Annotated in this window: 20 protein-coding genes; 13 read left to right on the forward strand and 7 right to left on the reverse strand. The window is 69.6% G+C overall.

The features are described from left to right. Nucleotides 1-45 precede the first annotated feature (45 nt). Together AB0F15_RS13700 and AB0F15_RS13705 are read left to right on the forward strand one after the other, a co-directional pair. The gene (locus AB0F15_RS13700; RefSeq protein WP_360269720.1) at nucleotides 46-1818 is read left to right on the forward strand and encodes a glycoside hydrolase family 15 protein; all 1773 of its coding nucleotides are present in this window, start codon (nucleotides 46-48) and stop codon (nucleotides 1816-1818) included. A gap of 367 nt (nucleotides 1819-2185) precedes the next feature. Further along, a complete protein-coding gene (locus AB0F15_RS13705) occupies nucleotides 2186-2680 on the forward strand; it encodes a DUF4232 domain-containing protein (RefSeq protein ID WP_360269722.1) in 495 nt (164 codons plus the stop codon). A gap of 24 nt (nucleotides 2681-2704) precedes the next feature. Here AB0F15_RS13705 and AB0F15_RS13710 read toward each other — a convergent pair whose 3' ends face one another. Then, on the reverse strand, nucleotides 2705-3133 hold the full coding sequence (locus AB0F15_RS13710; RefSeq protein WP_360269724.1) for an SPW repeat protein: 429 nt from the start codon (nucleotides 3131-3133) through the stop codon (nucleotides 2705-2707). Nucleotides 3134-3309: 176 nt separating this feature from the next. Between AB0F15_RS13710 and AB0F15_RS13715 the strand changes: the two genes are divergently transcribed. Continuing rightward, nucleotides 3310-4326 carry an SDR family oxidoreductase gene (locus AB0F15_RS13715; protein WP_360269726.1) on the forward strand — a complete coding sequence of 339 codons (1017 nt, stop codon included), beginning with the start codon at nucleotides 3310-3312 and terminating at the stop codon, nucleotides 4324-4326. A 24-nt stretch (nucleotides 4327-4350) separates the two neighbouring features. Here AB0F15_RS13715 and AB0F15_RS13720 read toward each other — a convergent pair whose 3' ends face one another. Then, nucleotides 4351-4482, reverse strand: a complete 132-nt coding sequence (locus AB0F15_RS13720; protein WP_360269728.1) for a hypothetical protein — start codon at nucleotides 4480-4482, stop codon at nucleotides 4351-4353. A 310-nt stretch (nucleotides 4483-4792) separates the two neighbouring features. On the opposite strand from AB0F15_RS13720, the gene AB0F15_RS13725 reads away from it, so the two are divergent. From AB0F15_RS13725 to AB0F15_RS13765, 9 genes are all read left to right on the forward strand, one after another. Continuing rightward, entirely contained in the window at nucleotides 4793-6268 is a 1476-nt protein-coding gene (locus AB0F15_RS13725) for a potassium/proton antiporter (RefSeq protein WP_360269730.1), read from the forward strand. A 468-nt stretch (nucleotides 6269-6736) separates the two neighbouring features. Beyond that, complete coding sequence (locus AB0F15_RS13730; RefSeq protein WP_360269731.1) at nucleotides 6737-7120, forward strand: phage holin family protein; 384 nt, start codon at nucleotides 6737-6739, stop codon at nucleotides 7118-7120. A gap of 81 nt (nucleotides 7121-7201) precedes the next feature. Next, nucleotides 7202-7690 carry a YetF domain-containing protein gene (locus tag AB0F15_RS13735; protein WP_360269733.1) on the forward strand — a complete coding sequence of 163 codons (489 nt, stop codon included), beginning with the start codon at nucleotides 7202-7204 and terminating at the stop codon, nucleotides 7688-7690. After that, complete coding sequence (locus tag AB0F15_RS13740) at nucleotides 7687-8166, forward strand: DUF4383 domain-containing protein (RefSeq protein WP_360269735.1); 480 nt, start codon at nucleotides 7687-7689, stop codon at nucleotides 8164-8166. The genes AB0F15_RS13735 and AB0F15_RS13740 overlap by 4 nt, the downstream gene beginning before the upstream one ends. Nucleotides 8167-8170: 4 nt before the next feature. After that, a complete protein-coding gene (locus AB0F15_RS13745; protein WP_360269737.1) occupies nucleotides 8171-8467 on the forward strand; it encodes a hypothetical protein in 297 nt (98 codons plus the stop codon). Between the two features lie 47 nt (nucleotides 8468-8514). Continuing rightward, nucleotides 8515-11796: a formate dehydrogenase gene (gene fdh, locus AB0F15_RS13750; protein WP_360269739.1), complete on the forward strand. Its 3282-nt coding sequence runs from the start codon at nucleotides 8515-8517 to the stop codon at nucleotides 11794-11796. 55 nt (nucleotides 11797-11851) lie between these two features. Further along, a complete protein-coding gene (locus AB0F15_RS13755; protein ID WP_360269768.1) occupies nucleotides 11852-12682 on the forward strand; it encodes a 4Fe-4S dicluster domain-containing protein in 831 nt (276 codons plus the stop codon). Further along, entirely contained in the window at nucleotides 12679-13674 is a 996-nt protein-coding gene (nrfD, locus tag AB0F15_RS13760) for an NrfD/PsrC family molybdoenzyme membrane anchor subunit (protein WP_360269741.1), read from the forward strand. The genes AB0F15_RS13755 and nrfD overlap by 4 nt, the downstream gene beginning before the upstream one ends. Next, entirely contained in the window at nucleotides 13671-15263 is a 1593-nt protein-coding gene (locus tag AB0F15_RS13765) for an NAD(P)/FAD-dependent oxidoreductase (RefSeq protein WP_360269743.1), read from the forward strand. The genes nrfD and AB0F15_RS13765 overlap by 4 nt, the downstream gene beginning before the upstream one ends. 51 nt (nucleotides 15264-15314) lie before the next feature. On the opposite strand, the gene AB0F15_RS13770 is transcribed toward AB0F15_RS13765, so the two are convergent. Both AB0F15_RS13770 and AB0F15_RS13775 read right to left on the reverse strand, forming a co-directional pair. Beyond that, nucleotides 15315-15572 carry a hypothetical protein gene (locus AB0F15_RS13770; RefSeq protein WP_360269745.1) on the reverse strand — a complete coding sequence of 86 codons (258 nt, stop codon included), beginning with the start codon at nucleotides 15570-15572 and terminating at the stop codon, nucleotides 15315-15317. Continuing rightward, complete coding sequence (locus AB0F15_RS13775) at nucleotides 15557-15838, reverse strand: TetR/AcrR family transcriptional regulator (protein ID WP_360269747.1); 282 nt, start codon at nucleotides 15836-15838, stop codon at nucleotides 15557-15559. Before AB0F15_RS13775 ends, AB0F15_RS13770 begins: the two co-directional genes overlap by 16 nt. Here AB0F15_RS13775 and AB0F15_RS13780 point away from each other — a divergent pair. Then, nucleotides 15785-16324: a nuclear transport factor 2 family protein gene (locus AB0F15_RS13780; protein ID WP_360269749.1), complete on the forward strand. Its 540-nt coding sequence runs from the start codon at nucleotides 15785-15787 to the stop codon at nucleotides 16322-16324. The genes AB0F15_RS13775 and AB0F15_RS13780 overlap by 54 nt on opposite strands. 10 nt (nucleotides 16325-16334) lie before the next feature. Here the strand turns inward: AB0F15_RS13780 and AB0F15_RS13785 are convergent, their stop codons facing one another. The 3 genes from AB0F15_RS13785 to AB0F15_RS13795 form a co-directional block, all read right to left on the reverse strand. Then, on the reverse strand, nucleotides 16335-17183 hold the full coding sequence (locus AB0F15_RS13785) for a formate/nitrite transporter family protein (protein WP_360269750.1): 849 nt from the start codon (nucleotides 17181-17183) through the stop codon (nucleotides 16335-16337). Nucleotides 17184-17390: 207 nt separating this feature from the next. Beyond that, on the reverse strand, nucleotides 17391-18425 hold the full coding sequence (locus AB0F15_RS13790) for a hypothetical protein (protein ID WP_360269752.1): 1035 nt from the start codon (nucleotides 18423-18425) through the stop codon (nucleotides 17391-17393). After that, nucleotides 18422-18754, reverse strand: coding sequence for a PadR family transcriptional regulator (locus AB0F15_RS13795; protein ID WP_360269754.1), 333 nt, complete (start codon nucleotides 18752-18754; stop codon nucleotides 18422-18424). The genes AB0F15_RS13790 and AB0F15_RS13795 overlap by 4 nt, the downstream gene beginning before the upstream one ends. Between the last annotated feature and the right edge of the window lie 522 nt (nucleotides 18755-19276).

The raw sequence follows: 19276 nt of genomic DNA on the forward strand, positions 1-19276 counted from the left end.
GCGAAAGTGTGGTGTCCCCCGCGTTCTCCCGGGTATTCGGCCACCGTGAACGACGTAGACCAGGAATGGCGACATTTCCCGCCTCACGTGCTGCGCGAATACGCTCTTCTCGCCGACGGCGAGCGCGGCGCCCTGTGCGGACCGCTCGGCGATATCACCTGGTTGTGCGCACCGACCTGGGGCGACGATGCTGTGCTGTCCGCACTGATCGGCGGCCGCGGTGTCTACTCGGTCCGCCCCGCCGTCCCGTGCGTCTGGGGCGGCGCGTACGAACCCGGCACGCTGATCTGGCGCAGCCGCTGGGTGACCGCCGGCACGATCGTCGAATCCCGCGACGCGCTCGCCTACCCCGCCGACCCGCACCGGGTAGTCGTGCTGCGCAGGATCGAGGCCGGCGAGCAGGATGTCCCGATGCAGGTCGAGCTCGACGTGCGCGGCCGCTTCGGTACCCGCTCGCTGCGGGAAGTCCATCGCGCCGACGACGGAACGTGGACCGCCCGGACGGGTGGGCTTCGCGTCCGGTGGCAGGGAGTCGCCGACGCCCGCCCGGACGAAACCGGACGACTGGTCCTCGACCTGCTCGTCACCGCAGGTCGCCGGCACGACCTGGTGCTCGAAATCAGTGACCAGCCGTTGCCGCCACCCCCGCACCCCGACCGGCTGTGGACCCAAACCGCACACAGCTGGAGCTCCGCCGTCCCGCCCTTCACCGGCAGCGTGGCACCTCGAGACGCGCAGCACTCCTACGCAGTACTGCGCGGCCTGACCTCCGGCGGCGGTGGCATGGTCGCCGCGGCCACACTGGGCCTCCCCGAGCGCGCCGAAGGCGGCCGCAACTACGACTACCGGTACGTGTGGCTGCGGGACCAGTGCTACGCCGGCCTCGCGGTATCGGTCGAGGAACCGCATCCGCTGCTCGACGACGCGCTCGCGTTCGTGACCGCGCGCGTGCTCCAAGACGGCGACCGGCTCCTGCCCGCCTACCGGACGGATGGACGGCCACCGCCGAAGGAGGCCGCGTTGGACCTGCCCGGGTATCCGGGCGGTGCCGCCGTGCTGGGCAACCACGTCCGCGGCCAGTTCCAGCTCGACGCGCTGGGCGAGATCCTCCAGCTCTACGCGGCGGCCGCGGGACACGACCGCCTGACCTCGGACGCCCGCCACGCCGTCGACGTCGTGGCCGATCTGATCGCTCGCAAGTGGGACGAGCCGGACGCCGGTGTCTGGGAGCTCGGTCGCGCCTGGTGGACCCACTCGCGGCTTGCGTGCGTCGCGGGCCTGCGCAGCGTCGCCCGTCACTTTCCGGCCCGCCGGGCCGCCGAACTGGTGACGCTCGCCGACCACCTGCTGACCGAGACCGCCGGCCGCTGCGTCGATTCTCGCGGCGCGTGGCGGCGCAGCCCGGCACACGACCAAGTGGATACCGCACTGCTGCTCCCCCCGGTGCGCGGCGCGCTGCCCGCCGACGACCCCCGCACACTGGCGACGCTCGAGGCAGTACGCACCGAACTGACCCAGGACGGCTACGCCTACCGCTTCTCCGCCGACCACCGGCCGCTCGGTGACGCCGAAGGAGCCTTTCTCCTCTGCGGGTTCGTCATGGCGCTGGCCGAATGGCAGCAGGGCCATCAAGTCGCGGCGTTCCGCTGGTTCGAACGCAACCGCGCCGCCTGCGGTCCGCCCGGCCTGCTCGCCGAAGAATACGACGTCCGCCAGCGGCAGCTCCGCGGCAACCTGCCCCAGGCCTTCGTGCACGGCCTGCTCCTCGAGACCGCCCAGCGGCTCGCCGGCCCGGCACATGACCGAAGCAGGCGGTGACCGACCGGGCCGGAAACCTCATCGCATCTCACCGAGAACAAAGCAGGCTGTCGCTCAATACCTCCGAAGCGTCGATCGCAAGGTAATCGTCAGATACCCAGGTCAAATGGCAGGACAGATACCCAAGGCTGTCGTACGGCACTTTTCGGCAGCAACGTCAGGCATGCATCGGTAGCCTGGCTGGACGGGAACAAATAAAATACCCTTGAACCGGGCCGACTACCAAGGAGGCCAAATGACGAAATCATGGCTTTCGGCCACGTGCGCCGCGGCAACCGGCGCTCTCTTGCTCACCGCTTGTGGCGGGACCGGCGCGTCGCCGGCAACCACCAGTCCGTCGCCGGCTTCCCCGGCGTCGAACCCTTCAGTGACGACTTCCGAAGCCGGCAGCAAGGACTCGTCCAGCACCGTTCCCGCGTCGACCACTCCGGACGGAGACCGCTTGTGCCAGGCCGGCGACGTCAAGCTGGCACTGGGCCAGGGAGACGCCGGTGCCGGATCGGTCTACCGGCCGTTGCTGATCACCAACGACAGTTCGGCGCCGTGCGAAATCCAGGGTTTCCCCGGCGTGTCGTACGTCGCCGGCGACGACGGCCACCAGGTGGGTGAAGCCGCCTACCGCGAAGGGACGAAAGGAGCCCCGGTCCGGCTGGCTCCCGGTCAGACCGCCGCCGCGGACATCCAGTTCGTCAACGTGCACAACTACCCGGAGAGCGTCTGCCGGCCGAGCCCGGTCCGTGGCCTGCGGATCTACCTGCCGCAGGAGACCGATTCGAACTTCGTTCCCATGCCGGGAACGGGCTGCGCGAACACCGACCTTCCCGGCAACCAGCTCGCGGTCAAGACGGTGCACCGGGCCTGATCACCGGCGGGCGCAGCGACCGGCTTACGCGCGGTGGCGCGCCGCCGCCTTGCGGCGAGCAGCCACGGTGACCGCCGTGACCGAGAAGATCGCGACCAGGATCCCGGCCACCAGAGCATTCGTCTTCGCCGCGTCACGGTGTCCTTCGGCCGGGTAGCCGAGGGCGAACGGCGAAGCGATCAACCAGAATCCGACGACGACGTTGACCAGTCCCAGCCACGCGGCCGCCCGGGGAGCCACCAGCCGTACCGCGGCCACGACCGTCACGACCGCGCCGCACAGCAGCACGTTCCAGAACCCGGCGGAACCGGCCAATGTCACCGTGTAGCTGAACACGAAAGCCGCGACGACCAGCCAAACTCCCACGAGGAACTCCGCGGCGATCGGGAGACGTCCTTCCCGCATCTTCTGGTCGCGGGTGCCTTGCCTCGTCGCGGTTCCGATCTTCGCCATCCGACCTCACCTCAATCGCTCGATGACACCGCGTACCCCATCCGCAAGGCGGGAAACAGGGCACAGGCAGCGGCGAGTTTCGACGAGGTAACAGTTGCTTGGGCGAACGGTTTGGCGTTCTTGTCCGGGTACCCGGGTCCCGGAACAGTGGCCAGCACGAGAGGAGCCTCAGCCCGATGTCCGAGAACGCACCCGTTGTCGTGGTGACCGGCGCAAGCGGCGGGGTCGGACGGGCCGTCGCCCGCGGCTTCGGGCGGCGGCACGCTCGTGTCGCTCTGTTGTCCCGGGGCAGAAAAGGCCTGGACGGTGCCGCCGAGGACGTCCGCGCCGCGGGCGGCACGCCCCCGCCGATCCCCACCGACGTCGCCGACTATTCGCAGGTCGACGCGGCAGCGAGCAAGGTGGAAGACGAACTCGGCCCGATCGACGTCTGGGTCAACGTCGCCTTCAGCTCCATCTTCGCACCGTTCACCGAGATCGAGCCCGACGAATTCCGGCGCGCCACCGAGGTGTGCTATTTCGGCTTCGTCCACGGCACCAAGGCCGCCCTGAACCGGATGAAACCCCGCGACCACGGCACCATCGTCCAAGTGGGCTCCGCCCTGGCTTACCGGGGTATTCCGTTGCAGTCCGCCTACTGTGGAGCAAAACACGCTATCCAGGGGTTCAATGAAGCACTGCGTTGCGAACTGCTCCACGACCGCAGCAAGGTCCGCACGACCATGGTGCAGCTTCCCGGGATGAACACGCCGCAGTTCTCCTGGGTGCTGTCCCGGCTCCCCCGCCACGCCAAGCCGGTGTCGCCGATCTACCAGCCGGAGATCGCGGCGCGGGCCGTATTGTACGCCGCCGACCACCCGCGTCGACGCGAGTACTGGGCCGGGGCGAGCACGGTCGGCACCCTGCTGGCGAATGCGGTCGCTCCCGGCCTGCTCGACCGCTACCTGGCCCGCACCGGCTACCAGGGCCAGCAGACCAGCACACCGACGTCCCCCGACCGGCCGGCGAACCTCTGGAGCCCGGCCGACGACACCGACGGCCGGGACTTCGGCGCCCACGGCGAGTTCGACGACCAGGCTTTGCCGCGCAGCCCTCAGCTGTGGTTCAGCCAGCACCACGGGCTTCTCGCCGTGGCCGGGGCCGCCACCGCGGCCGCCACAGGAGCCCTCGTTCACCGGCGTGGCAACCGTTGAGGACACCCGCCTGCAGCAGCGTTGTCAGCCGACCTTGCTGCCCGGGTCGCCGAGCTCGAACTGGATCGTGAGTTCGGCCTCGCGACCGAGGACGTTACGTTCGGCCCGCTTGCCCATGGGCGGGACGACCCGCTTGTGCACCGCTTTGAGCAGCATCGCACTGCTGGTGCACCAGCAGTGGCCAGGAGGAAGTACACCGCAACCCCAGAATGGACGGCGCCACGACCGGGCTGAGGTTGATACGCGTTCCGCTCCAACGCCACCGACGATCGCTCTGTCGGATGAACGCGTGCTTCCTGTCATCGCCTTTCCTTTCCTTCCCAGGCTGGCGGAGTCGGTTACCTCGCGCGGCAGCCGCCAAGCGCTGTGCTGCAGGGGGTTACAGACTGTCCGAATTGTCGCCTTTTCACACCGACGAAAACGGGTATCCGACCTTCCGCTGCCACACCCGACCGACGGAGGACACGTGAGCGGAATCGAGTCGTTCGGGCTGACTCTCCTGATCGTGTCCGCGGTCATCACGCTGGCCCTGGTGTCCAACCGGATCAGCTCCGCCCTCCGCGTGCCCGCGCCGGCGCTCTTCCTGGTCGCCGCGGCCGCGGCGTCGGACCTCGTGCCGACGCTGCGGCAGGTGTCACTCGGCGTCGTGGAAAACGTCGTGACCGTCGCCCTCGTCGTGATCCTCTTCGACGGCGGCATGACCATCGGCGTCCGGAAACTGCGCGCTGCCCTGGGCGCGGTCGTTTCGATCGGCGTGCTGGGCACCTTCCTCACCGCGGGCGCGCTGGCCGTGGCCGCTCACCTGCTGTTCGGTCTGCCCTGGCTGCTCGCCCTCCTGCTCGGCGCCGCGCTCTCCCCCACCGACCCGGCCGTCGTGTTCTCCGTGCTCGGCAATCGCGAGATCACCGGCCGGGCGGGCACGACCATCCAGGGCGAGTCCGGCGCCAACGACCCGGTGGGCATCGCTTTGCTGCTGAGCCTGGCCGGCGTCACCGCCAGCGACGGGTTCGGGGGCGCGTTTCTCGGTGTGCTGGGGAAGTTCGCGGTGGAAATGGCGGTCGGGGCGGCTGTCGGGCTCGTGGGCGGCTGGCTGCTGCTGCAACTCGTCCGCCGGGTCGAAATGCCCTCCGAAGGACTTTATCCCCTGCGGACCCTCGCGGTTTCGTTCGTGCTCTACGGTGCCGCCACCCTCGCCCACGGCTCCGGGTTCCTCGCGGTGTTCATCGCGGGCGTCCTCGTCGGCGACGCCGCGGCCCCGTTCAAGCGCGAGATCGAGCGGTTCCACTCGTCGCTGGCCAGTCTCGCCGAGATCGTCGCGTTCGTGATCCTCGGCTTGACCGTCTCGTTGTCCTCGCTGTTCACGACCAACGCCTGGTGGATCGGGCTGGTGCTGGCCGTCTTGCTGACGTTCGTCGTCCGGCCCCTGGTGGTGGGCCCGCTGCTGCTGGCCACGCGCATGCCGTGGGGCGATCGGGTGTTCGTCGTCTGGTCGGGACTCAAGGGTGCCGTCCCGATCCTGCTCGGTACCTACATCCTGGTCTCCGGCCGGGCTGCGGACGTCCTGGCCTACGAGATCATCTTCGTCGTCGTACTGTTTTCGGTCGTCGTCCAGGGCGGCCTGATGCCCATCGTCGCCGCCCGGTGCGGGATCGAGATGCGGGAGCGGCCGCCACGCCCCTGGGCACTGGGCATCCGCACGAACGAGGAACCGGCCGGGGCTCGGCGGTTCCGAATTTCGCCGGGGGCGCCGGCGGCCGGGCGCACCGTCGACGACCTCCACCTCGGCGAAGACCTCTGGGTCAGCCTGGTCGTGCGCAGCGGCAGGCAACTGCGAATCCGGGGCGACCTTACGCTCGAGCAGGACGACGAGGTGCTGGTGCTGGCCGACCCGGACAGCGAACGGGACGCGGCGGCGCTGTTCACCGCACATTCCCAGCAATGACCCCCTCAGTGCGTCCCGCTCACCCTCGGAGTCAATCCCGGATCGCTCGGCGGTTCCGGCCCGGCCAGCCGGCGCGGTGAGACCATGTCGTCGCACAGGTCACCGGGCGGCCCAAGCTGACCACCGAGGAGATCGAGATGCTGCCGGAACATGGACGCCGCGCGCTGCGTCGCATCGAGGACCCTCGCCGTACGCGCCCCACCGTCTGTCTGGCGACGCCTCGCCGAACTGGGCAAGTACGGACTTCTCACTACAACAGTTGCACCTGGTACGCCTGAGTGGCCGCTCGGTCGGGTAGGCGCCATCGGTTCGCTGGTCCTCACTGCCGTCGTCATGGCGCTGGCACTCACGAGCGCCCCTGCCTCGCGAGCAGGTCGAGACAGCTTTCCCGACCGCAGCGCGGCCGGACGCATAACGACGGTCGGCGCGGGTAAGCGGAAGCACGACAACGGATCGGGAGGAAAGGTCATGGCCGAACCGCACCACACGGACCCCGTCGGAGGGATCGCGGACCAGATCGCCGAGTTGGTCCGGCGGGAGATTGCCCACGCGAAGGAAGAGCTGCGTGAGAGCGCGAAGTCAGCCGGGCTCGGTGGCGGCATGATCGGCGCCGCGGGCGTCGCCGGCCTTTACGGCGGCGCTTCGATCATCGCGGCGGCCGTGCTGCTGCTGTCCCGTCGCCTGCCACCCTGGGTGTCCGCGGCGATCGTCGGCGCCGGCGTTTCGGCCGCCGGGGCAGTGCTGGCCCGGCGAGGCATCGGCAAGGTGCGCGAAGCGTCCGCGCTTCCTCGCGAGACGATTCGCGAAACCAGGGAAACGCTCGACGGCACCGACAGTGCCCCTGTGCCGTGACGTGTTCCCGGCGGTGAACCACGCATGGGCGCCACTTCGCTCCCGACGTTTGCCCACCGGAGAACGAGGTAGCCGGGATCCATGACGTGGTTCTTCAGCAGTTGGGGCGCGGTCGGGGAAGCGTGCGGCAAAACCGCACTGCTCGTCCTGACCGCCTTGGTCGGTCTCCGGCTCGCTCCCCGCCGGACGCTGGCGGAGCTGCGTATCTTCGACTTCGTCGTGGCCGTCGCCGTCGGCGCGATCATCGGCCGGACCGCCACGGCGGCCGGAACGTCCTTCATGGTCGGTTTCGGCGCACTCGTCACCTTGCTCGTCCTGCACACGCTCGTCGGACGCCTGCGGTTCCTTCGACGGCTCAAGCGCCTGCTGGACCACCCAGTCCGCACGCTGGTGACCGAGGGCCGGATCGACGAGGCCACCATGCGTGCGGCCCAGCTCACGCGGGACGACCTCGACGGGGCCCTCCGGCAGCAGGGCGTCGACTCGGTCAGCGAGGTCGAATCCGTGCTGTACGAAACCCAAGGTGCCTTCACCGTCCGCCGTCGCGACCGGATCCAGGAGCAGCGATGACCGAAACCGAACGCAACACCAGATCGAAGGCCCTCCTCGCGCAGCGCACCACGACGGTCGTGGGAGCCGTCTTCCTGATCGTGGGCGTACTCGGGTTCATTCCCGGCATCACGACGCACTACGACCAGCTGCAGTTCGCCGGCCACCATTCGACGGCTCAGCTGTTCGACGTGTTCACCGTGTCGGTCCTGCACAACCTCGTCCACCTGCTGTTCGGGGTCGTCGGCGTGATCGCGGCCCGCTACCCCGGCGGCGCTCGGGCCTACCTGATGATCGGTGGCCTGGTCTATCTCATCCTGTGCGTCTACGGCTTGGGCACGGACAGCGCCGGCGCCCCGAACTTCGTCCCCGTGAACGACGCCGACAACTGGCTGCACCTCGGGCTCGGCGTCGGCATGATCGCGCTCGGTATCGGCTGCACCGCGCTCGACCGGCGACGCGGCGACTTCCCGCCGCAAGACGTGCGGAAGGTCTGACGTGATGGCGACCCGGCAGCAGGTACAGCAGATGACCGCAGCCGAACTGGACTACGCCGAGATCGGCCGTCGCCTGGGCATCCCGCCCGGGTTGGCCCACCTGATCGGCACCGGGCTGCCCGCGGACGGCGGGGACGCGCCGAGCCCGGAGGAACGCCGGGCCCGTGGGCTGCCACCGTCCGCACAGGACCTGTCCAATCCGGGGCACGAGAATCCGACCGGCCGCACGACGGTGCACCGCTGGATCGCCGAGCGCGTCCGCGCCGACGCGCAGATGCGAGCCGCGGGAAGCCAGGTTTGACCGGGGGAAGGCGTGGGTATGCGCGAACAGAGCGACGGAGGTGAGCGATGGGCCTGAAGCGCTGGGTTTCGGAGTGGCCGGTCTACCGGCAGCTGACCGAGAACGACCCGACGGGCCGGGGGGCGGCGGCCAAGAGCCGGATCAGCCTCGAACTCACCCCTCGCACCACGGACGCGGACAAAGTGGTCAAATCGGTCTGCCCGTACTGCGCCGTCGGGTGCGGGCAGAACGTCTACGTCGAGGGCGAGAAGGTCACCCAGATCGAGGGCGACCCCGACTCCCCGGTCAGCCGCGGCCGGCTCTGCCCCAAGGGCTCGGCCAGCCTGCAGCTGACCACCGGTTCGGCCCGCGAACACCAGGTGCTCTACCGCAAGCCCTACGGCACCGAGTGGGAGACCCTCGACCTCGAGACCGCGATGGACATGATCGCGGAACGCACGATCGCCGCCCGGGCCGAAGGCTGGCAGTGGGAGGTCGACGGCAAGCGCACCCGGCGCACCATGGGCATCGCCAGCCTCGGCGGCGCCACCCTGGACAACGAAGAGAACTACCTGATCAAGAAGCTCTTCACGGCGCTGGGCGCGATCCAGATCGAGAACCAGGCGCGTATTTGACACTCCGCCACCGTTCCCAGTTTGGGGACTTCCTTCGGTCGTGGCGGGGCCACGACGTTCCAGCAGGACCTGGCGAACGCCGACTGCATCCTTATCGAGGGCTCGAACATGGCCGAGTGCCACCCGGTCGGGTTCCAGTGGGTGATGGAAGCCAAGGCGCGCGGCGCGAAAGTGATCCACGTCGACCCGCGGTTCACCCGGACGAGTGCGCTCGCGGACATCCACGTGCCGCTGCGCGCCGGGACGGACATCGCTTTCCTCGGCGGCATCGTCAACTACGTCCTGCAGGAAGAGAAGTACTTCCGGGAGTACCTACTGGCGTACTCGAACGCGGCGACGATCATCGCCGAGGAGTTCGCCGACACCGAGGACCTCGACGGCGTCTTCTCCGGACTGAACCGCGAGCAGCGCAGCTACGACACGCAGACCTGGCAGTACGAAGGCACTGACATGCAGGCGGCGTCGGGGCAGCGTGATCAGGAGTGGAAAGAGCGCACCGGCGAGGGCAGCTCGGTGAGCGAGGCGGCCCGCGGAGAGGCCCATGGTTCCGGCGGCGCGGAAATCGGCGCCGAACCGCAGGCCGACGTCACCCTCCAGCACCCCCGGTGCGTGTTCCAGATCCTCAAGCGGCACTTCGCCCGCTACACCCCGGAGATGGTGGAACAGATCTGCGGTGTCCCACAGGCCACCTTCCGGCAGGTGTGCGAGCTGCTGGCGGAGAACTCCGGGCGGGACCGCACGAGCGCCTTCGCCTACTCGGTCGGCTGGACCCAGCACACCGTGGGTGTGCAGTACATCCGGACGGCGGCGATCCTGCAGACGCTGCTGGGCAACATCGGCCGCCCGGGCGGCGGGATCCTCGCGCTGCGCGGGCACGCGTCGATCCAGGGTTCGACGGACATCCCGACGTTGTTCAACCTGCTGCCCGGCTACATCCCGATGCCGCACGCCCACACGAACGAGGATCTCGACGCGTTCGTGGAAGCCGAAGGCACCAAGAAGGGCTACTGGGGCAACATGAGGTCGTACCTGGTGAGCCTGCTCAAGGCGTACTGGGGTCCGGCGGCCCGGCCGGACAACGACTTCTGCTTCGACCACCTGCCCCGGCTCACCGGTAGCCACAGCACCTACGAAACCGTCATGGAACAGCTGAGGGGCACGTGCAAGGGCTACTTCCTGCTCGGGGAGAACCCGGCGGTCGGGTCGGCCAACGCGAAGATGCAGCGGCTGGGCATGGCCAACCTGGACTGGCTGGTGGTGCGGGACTTCTCGCTCATCGAGAGTGCCACGTGGTGGAAGGACGGGCCGGAGATCGAAAGCGGCGAACTGCGCAGCGAGGACATCGCCACCGAGGTGTTCTTCCTGCCCGCCGCCGCGCACACCGAGAAAGACGGCAGCTTCACCAACACCCAGCGGATGCTGCAATGGCACCACCAGGCGGTCGAACCGGCGGGTGACGCGCGCAGCGACCTGTGGTTCACCTACCACCTGGGCCGCAAGATCCGCGAGAAGCTGCTGGCGGCCACGATGGACGAGTCCACATCGGACGAACAGCGCGAACGCGACCGGCCGGTGCTGGAACTCACGTGGGACTACCCCACCAAGGGCGCAATGGCGGAGCCGGAGGCCGAGGCCGTCCTGGCCGAGATCAACGGCTGGAACTCCGACGCCGAACCGCTGTCCAGCTACGAACAGCTCAAGGACGACGGCTCCACCGCCTGCGGCTGCTGGATCTACTGCGGCGTCTACAAAGAAGGCGTCAACCAGGCATCCCGGCGCAAGCCGACCACCGAGCAGAACTGGGTCGCCCCCGAGTGGGGCTGGGCCTGGCCGGCCAACCGCCGGATCCTCTACAACCGGGCCTCCGCCGACCCCGACGGCAAGCCGTGGAGCGAGCGCAAGGCCCTGGTCTGGTGGGACGCCGACGAGTGCAAGTGGACGGGCCACGACGTGCCCGACTTCAAACCCACCAAAGCCCCGGACTTCCGGCCCGACGAGGACGCCACCGGCCCGGACGCGCTCACCGGCACCGACGCCTTCATCATGCAGGCCGACGGCAAGGCCTGGCTCTACGTACCGGCCGGGCTGACCGACGGGCCGCTTCCCACCCACTATGAGCCGCAGGACTCGCCGTTCCCCAACCTGCTGTACCCGCAGCAGCGCAACCCGGTCCGGCAGATGATCCGGCACAAGCACAACCGGTTCCAACCCAGCAGCACCGAACCGGGCTCGGACGTGTTCCCCTTCGTCGTGACCACCTACCGGCTCACCGAACACCACACCGCGGGCGGTATGAGCCGCTGGCAGCCCTACCTCGCCGAACTGCAACCCGAACTGTTCTGCGAAGTCTCACCCGAGCTGGCGCGGGAGCGCCACCTCGAGCACATGGGCTGGGCCACGATCGCCACCGCGCGGGGCGTCATCGAGGCTCGGGTGCTGGTCACCGAGCGGCTGACGCCGTTGAAGATCCAGGGCCGGACCCTGCACCAGGTGGGCCTGCCCTACCACTGGGGCCAGAACGGCCTGACCACCGGCGACACGGTCAACGAGCTGATCTCGCTCAGCCTCGACCCGAACAGCCACATCCAGGAGACCAAGGCCGCGGCCTGCGACATCCGCCCGGGTCGCCGTCCCCGCGGCCCGGAGCGCCTCGAGCTGGTCCGGCGCTACCAGGAGCGGGCCGGGATCACCCCGGAAACCGGAACGGAGGTGTGAGGTGACCACGACCGATCCCGCGTCGCAGACCGGCTACCGCGACCACCCGCCACGCATGGGGTTCTTCACCGACACCAGCGTGTGCATCGGCTGCAAGGCCTGCGAAGTCGCGTGCAAGGAGTGGAACGCCGTTCCGGAAGACGGCATCGCACTCACCGGCATGTCCTACGACAACACCGTCGGCCTGGGCGCCGACACCTGGCGGCACGTCGCCTTCATCGAACAGCGCAAGCCGATCGCGCAGCAGGACGCCGGGCTGCACCACGACACCGACGTCCTCGCCATGGCCGCCGACGAGCCGTCCACGGATTTCCGCTGGTTGATGTCGTCGGACGTGTGCAAGCACTGCACCGAAGCCGCCTGCCTCGACGTCTGCCCGACCGGCTCGCTGTTCCGCACCGAGTTCGGCACGGTCGTCGTGCAGGAGGACATCTGCAACGGCTGCGGTTACTGCATCCCCGCCTGCCCCTACGGCGTCATCGACCAGCGAGAGGGCGACGGCCGGGCGTGGAAGTGCACGCTGTGCTACGACCGGCTCGGCCAGGGCCAGGAACCGGCCTGCGCGAAGGCGTGTCCCACCGATTCGATCCAGTTCGGTCCGCTCGACGAACTGCGCGAACGCGCCCAGCACCGCGTCGAGCAGCTGCAGGACGCCGGCGTCTCCGACGCCCGCCTCTACGGCGAGAGCCCGGAGGACGGCGTCGGCGGAGACGGCGCGTTCTTCCTCCTCCTGGACGAACCCGAGGTCTACGGCCTGCCCCCGGACCCGAAGGTCACCACCCGTGACCTGCCCGCGATGTGGCGGCACGTCGGCACGGCCGCGGTCACCCTGGTCGGCGGCGCGCTGGCCGCGTTCGCCGCGACGGCATTCGGAAGGCGGAAATGAGCGGTCAGGACGTACGCCCGGGACGCGAAGCCCTCACCGGCGTCGCGACCGGCCGCAAACGCCGGCGCAAGCGCGGCGAGCAGCCGATGGTGCCCGACGCCGAGTTCACCTCCTACTACGGCAAACCGATCATCAACGGGCCGGTCTGGCACTCCCCCGACATCCCCGGCTACCTCTTCCTCGGCGGCCTGGCCGGAGCGTCGTCGTTGCTCGGCGCCGGAGCACAGGCGACCGGGCGGACGACGCTGGCCCTCACCGCGAAGACCGGCGCGTTCGGGGCCATCAGCCTCTCGCTCGTCGCGCTGGTCCACGATCTCGGCCGGCCCGGGCGCTTCCTCAACATGCTGCGCGTGTTCAAGGTGACCTCGCCGATGAGCGTCGGCTCGTGGCTGCTGTCCGCCTACGGCCCCCTCGCCGGCGCCGCGGCGGCCTCCGCCGTCACCGGCAAGCTGCCGAGGATCGGCGCGGCCGCCACCGCGGGTGCCGCCGCCCTCGGTCCCGCCGTCGCGGCGTACACCGCCGCGCTGATCACCGACACCGCCGTCCCGGCCTGGCACGACGGCTACCGCGAGATGCCGTACGTGTTCGTCGGCTCCGGCGCCAGTGCCGCCGGCGGGCTCGGACTCCTGCTCGCGCCCGAACGTGAAGCCGCCCCGGCCCGCAACCTCGCGCTGTTCGGGTCCGCCCTCGAAGTCAGCGCCCTGAAACTCATGGAACACCGGCTCGGCATGGTCGCCGAGCCGTACCACTCCGGCAAGGGCGGCAAGTACCTGCGCGCGGCCGAGATCCTCTCCGCGGCCGGGGTGGCCGGGGCCGTGCTCGGCCGGGGGTGGGTGCGGCGGCTGTCGGGCGCCGCGCTGATCGCCGCCTCCGCCGCGACCCGCTGGGGCATCTTCCACGCCGGGAAGGACTCCGCCGACGACCCGAAGTACACGGTCGTGCCGCAACGGCAGCGTGTAACCGCGGCCGCCGAGGGTAGTACTTCCGAGTGACCGAAGACAGCGCCGACGCCGTCGTGGTGGGCGCGGGCCCGAACGGGCTCGTCGCCGCGAACCTGCTCGCCGACCACGGGTGGGACGTCCTCGTGCTCGAAGCCGCCGATCAGCCCGGTGGCGGGGTCCGGACCGCCGAGCTGATCGAACCCGGCTTCCGCAACGACGTCTGCAGCTCCTTCTACCCACTCGCGGCCGTCTCGCCGATTATCGCCGGGCTCGGCCTCGACCGCTACGGCCTGCGCTGGCGGCACGCCCCCGACGTGGTCGCCCACGTCCTGCCCGACGACCGCTGCGCCGTCCTGTCCCGTGACCTCGACCGCACGGCCGCGTCGGTGGCCACGTTCTCCGCCGCCGACGGCGACGCGTGGCGAGCCGAGTTCGACTTCTGGTGCGGCATCCGCGACGACCTGATCGACGCCCTCTTCACGCCCTTCCCGCCGGTGCGGGCGGGCGCGAAGCTGCTGCGGCACCAGGGGGTCGGCGAGCTGTTGCGCTTCCTGCGCATGACGCTGATGCCCGCCCGCGCGCACACCAACGAACGCTTCGCCGGCGAAGGCGCGAGGCTGCTGTTCGCGGGCAACGCCTTCCACGCCGACCTCGGGCCGGGCCACGCGGGCAGCGCGGTGTTCGGCTGGCTGATGGGCATGGTCGGCCAGGAAGCCGGCTTCCCGGTGCCCGAGGGCGGCGCGAGCGCGATCACCGACGCCCTCGTACAGCGGCTCACCGACCGCGGCGGACGCATCGCCTGCGGCCGCGAGGTGGCGCGGGTGATCGTCGCCGATGGCCGCGCGCTCGGCGTCTCGGACACCGACGGCGGTCTCGTGCGAGCCCGGCGGGCCGTGCTCGCCGCGGTCCCGGCCCCGACGCTGTATCTGGATATGGTCGGCGCAGAACACCTCCCGCACCGGTTCGTGCAGGACGTCGAGCGGTTCCACTGGGACGACGCGACCGTGAAGGTCGACTGGGCGCTGTCCGGACCGATCCCCTGGCGCAACCCCGACGCCGCCGGCGCCGGAACCCTGCACCTCGACCACGACCTCGCCGCGCTCGGCCACTACAGCGCGGAACTCGGCGGCGGCACGGTCCCCGACAACCCGTTCCTCATCGCCGGACAGATGACCACCAGCGACCCCAGCCGCTCCCCGGCAGGCACCGAGTCGGCGTGGGCCTACACCCACGTCCCCCGCGGACACGACTGGTCCGGTGACAAGCTGCGACACTTCACCGACCGCGTCGAAGCCGTCATCGAACGCCACGCCCCGGGTTTCACCACCCGGATCCGCGGCCGGTCGATCTACGGACCGCAGGACCTCGAGCAGCACAACCACAACCTGGTCGAAGGCGCCATCAACGCCGGTAGCGCCGCCGCCCACCAGCAGCTGATCTTCCGCCCCGTGCCGAGTCTCGGCCGCGCCGACACACCCGTCGACCGCCTCTACCTGGCCGGCGCGTCCGCCCACCCCGGCGGAGCCGTCCACGGCGGCCCCGGCGCCAACGCCGCCCGCGCAGCCCTCGCCCGCAACGGCTTGGGCGGCGACCTCTACCACAAGGTCATCGATCAGGCCCACAGCCTGCTCTACCGGTAGCGGCCGACGATCCCGAAACGCGAACACCTCCGCAAGGCGGCCGCCGCCGCCTCAACCGCGCCAGCAGGGGCCCGGCAATCGGCTCACCCGGTAAGTTCGCCCTGAAGTCATTCCGCCGACGAGACGCAGCAAGCTGACTCGCAAAGCTTTCTGAGCTTCCGCGGCCGAGAGCCGTTCGGCCGCGAGTTCGCCGCCCGCGGCGTGACCGAGCGCGATCACCGCGGCGGCGAGCCAGCCCACCGACAGGGTCTTGTCGAATTCCCCGGACCGCTGCCCGCGCTCGATGATCCGAGTCAGGCACAGGACCACGGGTGGTGCCGCTCGGCATCCCCGGGTCCATCGGCCACTTCAGGCCGCAGAAGCACCGGATACCGGTCCAAGATCTGCCAGCTGATCCCGATGATCCGCAGCAGGGCCTCCGCGGCCGGCCCCTGGTCGAGGCCGGCAGCGTCCAACGCGGTGACAACCTCGACGGTCGCATGATCCACCACGGCCGTCAGCAGGTCGTGCCGCGAGGAGAAATGGGCGTAGACCGTTTGCCGGGTCACCCCGGCAACCTGCGCGATCGCTTCCATGCCCGCGTCAGGCCGCACACCCAGCAGCCGGGCCGCGGCCTCGAGGACCGCAGTCCGGCTGCGCACGGCATCGGCGCGGCGAGCGCGCGGCTGTTCTGTCAACTCAGACCTTTCTTCACCGGCTTCACGCGCGAGGCGCTGGACGAAACGAACGACGCCGCCGACGTCGTCGACCGGTACTACTCCCCCGACATCGTGCAGAACAGCGACGGCATCGTCCTGGACCGCGCCAAGCTCATCGCGCACTTGCGGCCGCTACGCAAGAACCTCGAGGATTACCGGTTCGACGTGCACGAGGCGGTCATTGACGGCACGAAACTCGCCGCACGGCTCACCATCCACGCCCGCATGCGCCGCGACCGGACCATCGTCACCGAAGTCCACCTGTTCGGCGAGCTCCTCCCCGACGGCCGGCTCCGGCGCACCGATCAACTCACCCGCACGATCACGACCGGTGCGCCCTCTCAGCCGAACACGCCGCAGTGACGGCGACCTTCTACGCGGAGACGGGTTCGAGGGCCTCGCCAACCGGGCGCGCCGCCGTCACGACGGGTTCGCCGCGGCCGAGGAAGCCATAACCCACGCCGACGAGCACACCACCGCCGACGAGGTTGCCCAGCCCGACCAGGACCAGGTTGACCGCGAACGCCCCGAAGGTCGCGCCCGGGACGTCCTCGAACATGCCGAGGGAGAACACCGTCATGTTGGCCACCACGTGCTCGAACCCGGAGCCGATGAACGCCAGCAGGCACCAGAAGATCAGCGTCAGCTTCGCACCGTCCGACTTCGTCCGCGCGGCCATCCAGACCGCGAGGCAGACCAGGAAGTTGCACAACACGCCACGGAAGAACAGCATCACCGCCGGCTCCGCAACCTTGGCCTTCACCGTCGCCGCCAGCAGCGCGGCCGCGGGCGCGGCGTGCCCGGGGGTGGCGCCGGCCTGCAGGATCCCGCTCTCGTGGACCAGCCAGGCGAATAACACCGAGCCAGCCAGGTTACCCACGAACGACCCCGCGATCACCGCGAACCCCGCACCCACTCCACGACGGCGTGCGAACATCCCTTGCACCATCGTCATCATGTTCCCGGTCGACAGCTCGCCACCCGCGAACACCACCAGAGTCAAGGCGATCCCGAACACGAGTCCCTGCACGAGCTTGGTCCACGGCGACTGCGCCGCGTTGAGCGGTCCCGTTACCGCGAGCAGCAGCACGACGGCGACCCCGATGTAAGCGCCCGCCAGCGCCGAGCTCACCAGGTACCGGCCCGGCCGGCCAAGTTCGATGATCTTGCTTCGTGCGGCGTCCGCTTGGACACTGAGGGCTTCGGAAATCGGGACGGGCACGGTGACTCCTCCTGGCGGTATCGGCTACGGCGACCGGACGATCGCTTGCCTAGTCGAACTGTTGCCAGGAACATGACAGTGACGCGGTGATCACGCTCTCGTGAGCGGAACCGCACCGTCGCGGCTTGACCACGTGAGGACGCCCATACTTCCCGAACAGGACACAACGGCGTGTCCTGTTCGGTTCGAGCGGAACGCTCGTCGGCCTCAAGCGTCTCGTGAGCCGGCGCGCGGATCTGCTGGATGTGTCGCTCGCGGCAGTGTCCGGAAAGCTCGGACTGCGAGCGGGCCGGTAACGAGAACCAGGACGACGGCCTCGACGATGGCGGCCGTGACCAGCGCGTTCGGCCGGGAGGCACGCGCGGTGAACGTCAGGTAGTCGAGCAAAGTCACGACACGCAACCCAAGCGCGGCGAAGGTGAGCAACACCAGCGCCACCGGCCACATACCCGCTGAGCCGCCTCGCTCCGCAGCCGAAGTGATCTGCTGGAACAGCACGGCGGCGATCAGCGCGGCACAGGCCAGACCGGGTCCGTCGACCAGCACTCCGTCGCCGGGATGCTGGATCAGCAGCAAGACCACCGTAACGAGGACCGCGCCGACGGGCAGAGCCGTCAGCCAAGGCCGGGACCGCACCGGCTCGGCATCCCGGTGGAACGCGGCCGAGGCCGCCACCACCGCGAAGGCGCTCACCAGCAACTCTGCCACTCGGGAGCCCCAATACGCTCCACCACCCGCAACCACGGCCGCTCCTGCCGTGACCGCGGAGAGCAGCAGCGACAGCCCCATGAGCAGCCTCGCCAGCTGCCGATGCCCGAGGACGAGCGCCAGGTACGCCGCCACCCAGCTCAAGCCGAGCAACGCCGCCGCACCGCTTTGACCAAGTACAACCAGTCCAGGGAACCGCAGTGGAAGCCAGAGCAGCATGCGCACGCCGGCCAGCGCGTTCACCGCATAGACCAGCAGCACCGCCAGCGCGGCTCGCTGCATCGCCCCTCCCCACACCCGGAAGTGGGCCGGCGCACCGGCTCCACCGAGACGGAGACGTACTGCCAGACCCAGCACACTGACCACCTCCGCCCAGCCAGGCCGGCCGTATTCGGCGGTGAACTCCGCGTCTTCCGGATCATCGGGCACGGCTCCGGCCAGGAAAGTGGCGACCATGTCCTGTTCCCACGCCTGCCGATAGGACGCAGGCAGCAGCCGCAGAACCCGGCGGTAGCGCCGCTCGAGCTCGGTCATACCGCGCCTCCCGCCGGCCCCGGCCGCCACGCGCGCAGCCGTTTCGTGGCCACCCGGACGTTCGCCGCCTGCCGGGCAGCCTCACCGGCCAGCGCATCGCGGCCCTGCCGGGTCAACCGGTAGTAGCGCCGCAACCTGCCATCCAGGACCTCCTCCCGGTCCGCCTCGGCCAGACCGTCGCCGACCAGCCGGTCCAGCACGCCGTACAACGTGCCGACCCGCAACCGCACTCGGCCTTCCGACAGGTCGGCGACCTCACCGACGATGCCGTAGCCGTGCCGCGGCTGGTCGGCCAACGCCGCGAGGACGAAGAAAGCCTGCTCGGTCATCACTCTCGCACCCACCGGCCTAATATATCGCAAGCCGATATATTAGGTCCAGAAGCACTGCGTCGCCATCTCGTGGCCGCACCCGCCGAGCAAGAAGCGGCGCAGCACGAGTGATCGTCGGCCTCGACCCGGCAGCCAAGAGGTCGAAGGGCTCCTACGCCGACGAGGTCTGCGCCATGGCCCGAGCGCCGTCCGGCCATGGCGCACACTTCTTGCTTCACCCAGGTATACGTACGCCGGTTCAGTTCGGTTCAACACATTTCCGAACTATTTCACAGGGACACAAAACGCTGGACATCGAACTCTTGCCCGGTCACGATTACCGACATTCACCGTCCACCATCGATATCGCAAGCCGCGAATTATTCGAATCCCACGATCCCTCTCAGTTCTCCATCGGAGTCACCTCATGCCCGGAAACACGGGAAAGCACCGCATCTCCCGACGCACCAAGCTCGCCACCGGTGTCCTCGCGCTGGCCGTGGCCGCCGGCGGGGTCGCGGCGGCCCCCCCCGGCGGCGC

Source organism: Amycolatopsis sp. NPDC026612 (genome assembly GCF_040638285.1).
Taxonomy (GTDB): Bacteria; Actinomycetota; Actinomycetes; order Mycobacteriales; family Pseudonocardiaceae; genus Amycolatopsis.

What these genes read in the sequence shown, in the direction of transcription:
- nrfD (WP_360269741.1), top strand. Translation starts at nt 12,679, where the DNA reads ATGAGCGGTCAGGACGTACGCCCGGGACGCGAAGCCCTCACCGGCGTC.
- AB0F15_RS13775 (WP_360269747.1), bottom strand. Translation starts at nt 15,838, where the DNA reads ATGGAAGCGATCGCGCAGGTTGCCGGGGTGACCCGGCAAACGGTCTAC.
- AB0F15_RS13755 (WP_360269768.1), top strand. Translation starts at nt 11,852, where the DNA reads ATGGGGTTCTTCACCGACACCAGCGTGTGCATCGGCTGCAAGGCCTGC.
- AB0F15_RS13745 (WP_360269737.1), top strand. Translation starts at nt 8,171, where the DNA reads ATGGCGACCCGGCAGCAGGTACAGCAGATGACCGCAGCCGAACTGGAC.
- AB0F15_RS13730 (WP_360269731.1), top strand. Translation starts at nt 6,737, where the DNA reads ATGGCCGAACCGCACCACACGGACCCCGTCGGAGGGATCGCGGACCAG.
- AB0F15_RS13735 (WP_360269733.1), top strand. Translation starts at nt 7,202, where the DNA reads ATGACGTGGTTCTTCAGCAGTTGGGGCGCGGTCGGGGAAGCGTGCGGC.
- AB0F15_RS13720 (WP_360269728.1), bottom strand. Translation starts at nt 4,482, where the DNA reads ATGCTGCTCAAAGCGGTGCACAAGCGGGTCGTCCCGCCCATGGGCAAG.
- AB0F15_RS13740 (WP_360269735.1), top strand. Translation starts at nt 7,687, where the DNA reads ATGACCGAAACCGAACGCAACACCAGATCGAAGGCCCTCCTCGCGCAG.
- AB0F15_RS13790 (WP_360269752.1), bottom strand. Translation starts at nt 18,425, where the DNA reads ATGACCGAGCTCGAGCGGCGCTACCGCCGGGTTCTGCGGCTGCTGCCT.
- AB0F15_RS13710 (WP_360269724.1), bottom strand. Translation starts at nt 3,133, where the DNA reads ATGGCGAAGATCGGAACCGCGACGAGGCAAGGCACCCGCGACCAGAAG.
- AB0F15_RS13715 (WP_360269726.1), top strand. Translation starts at nt 3,310, where the DNA reads ATGTCCGAGAACGCACCCGTTGTCGTGGTGACCGGCGCAAGCGGCGGG.
- AB0F15_RS13780 (WP_360269749.1), top strand. Translation starts at nt 15,785, where the DNA reads ATGGGCGTAGACCGTTTGCCGGGTCACCCCGGCAACCTGCGCGATCGC.
- AB0F15_RS13795 (WP_360269754.1), bottom strand. Translation starts at nt 18,754, where the DNA reads ATGACCGAGCAGGCTTTCTTCGTCCTCGCGGCGTTGGCCGACCAGCCG.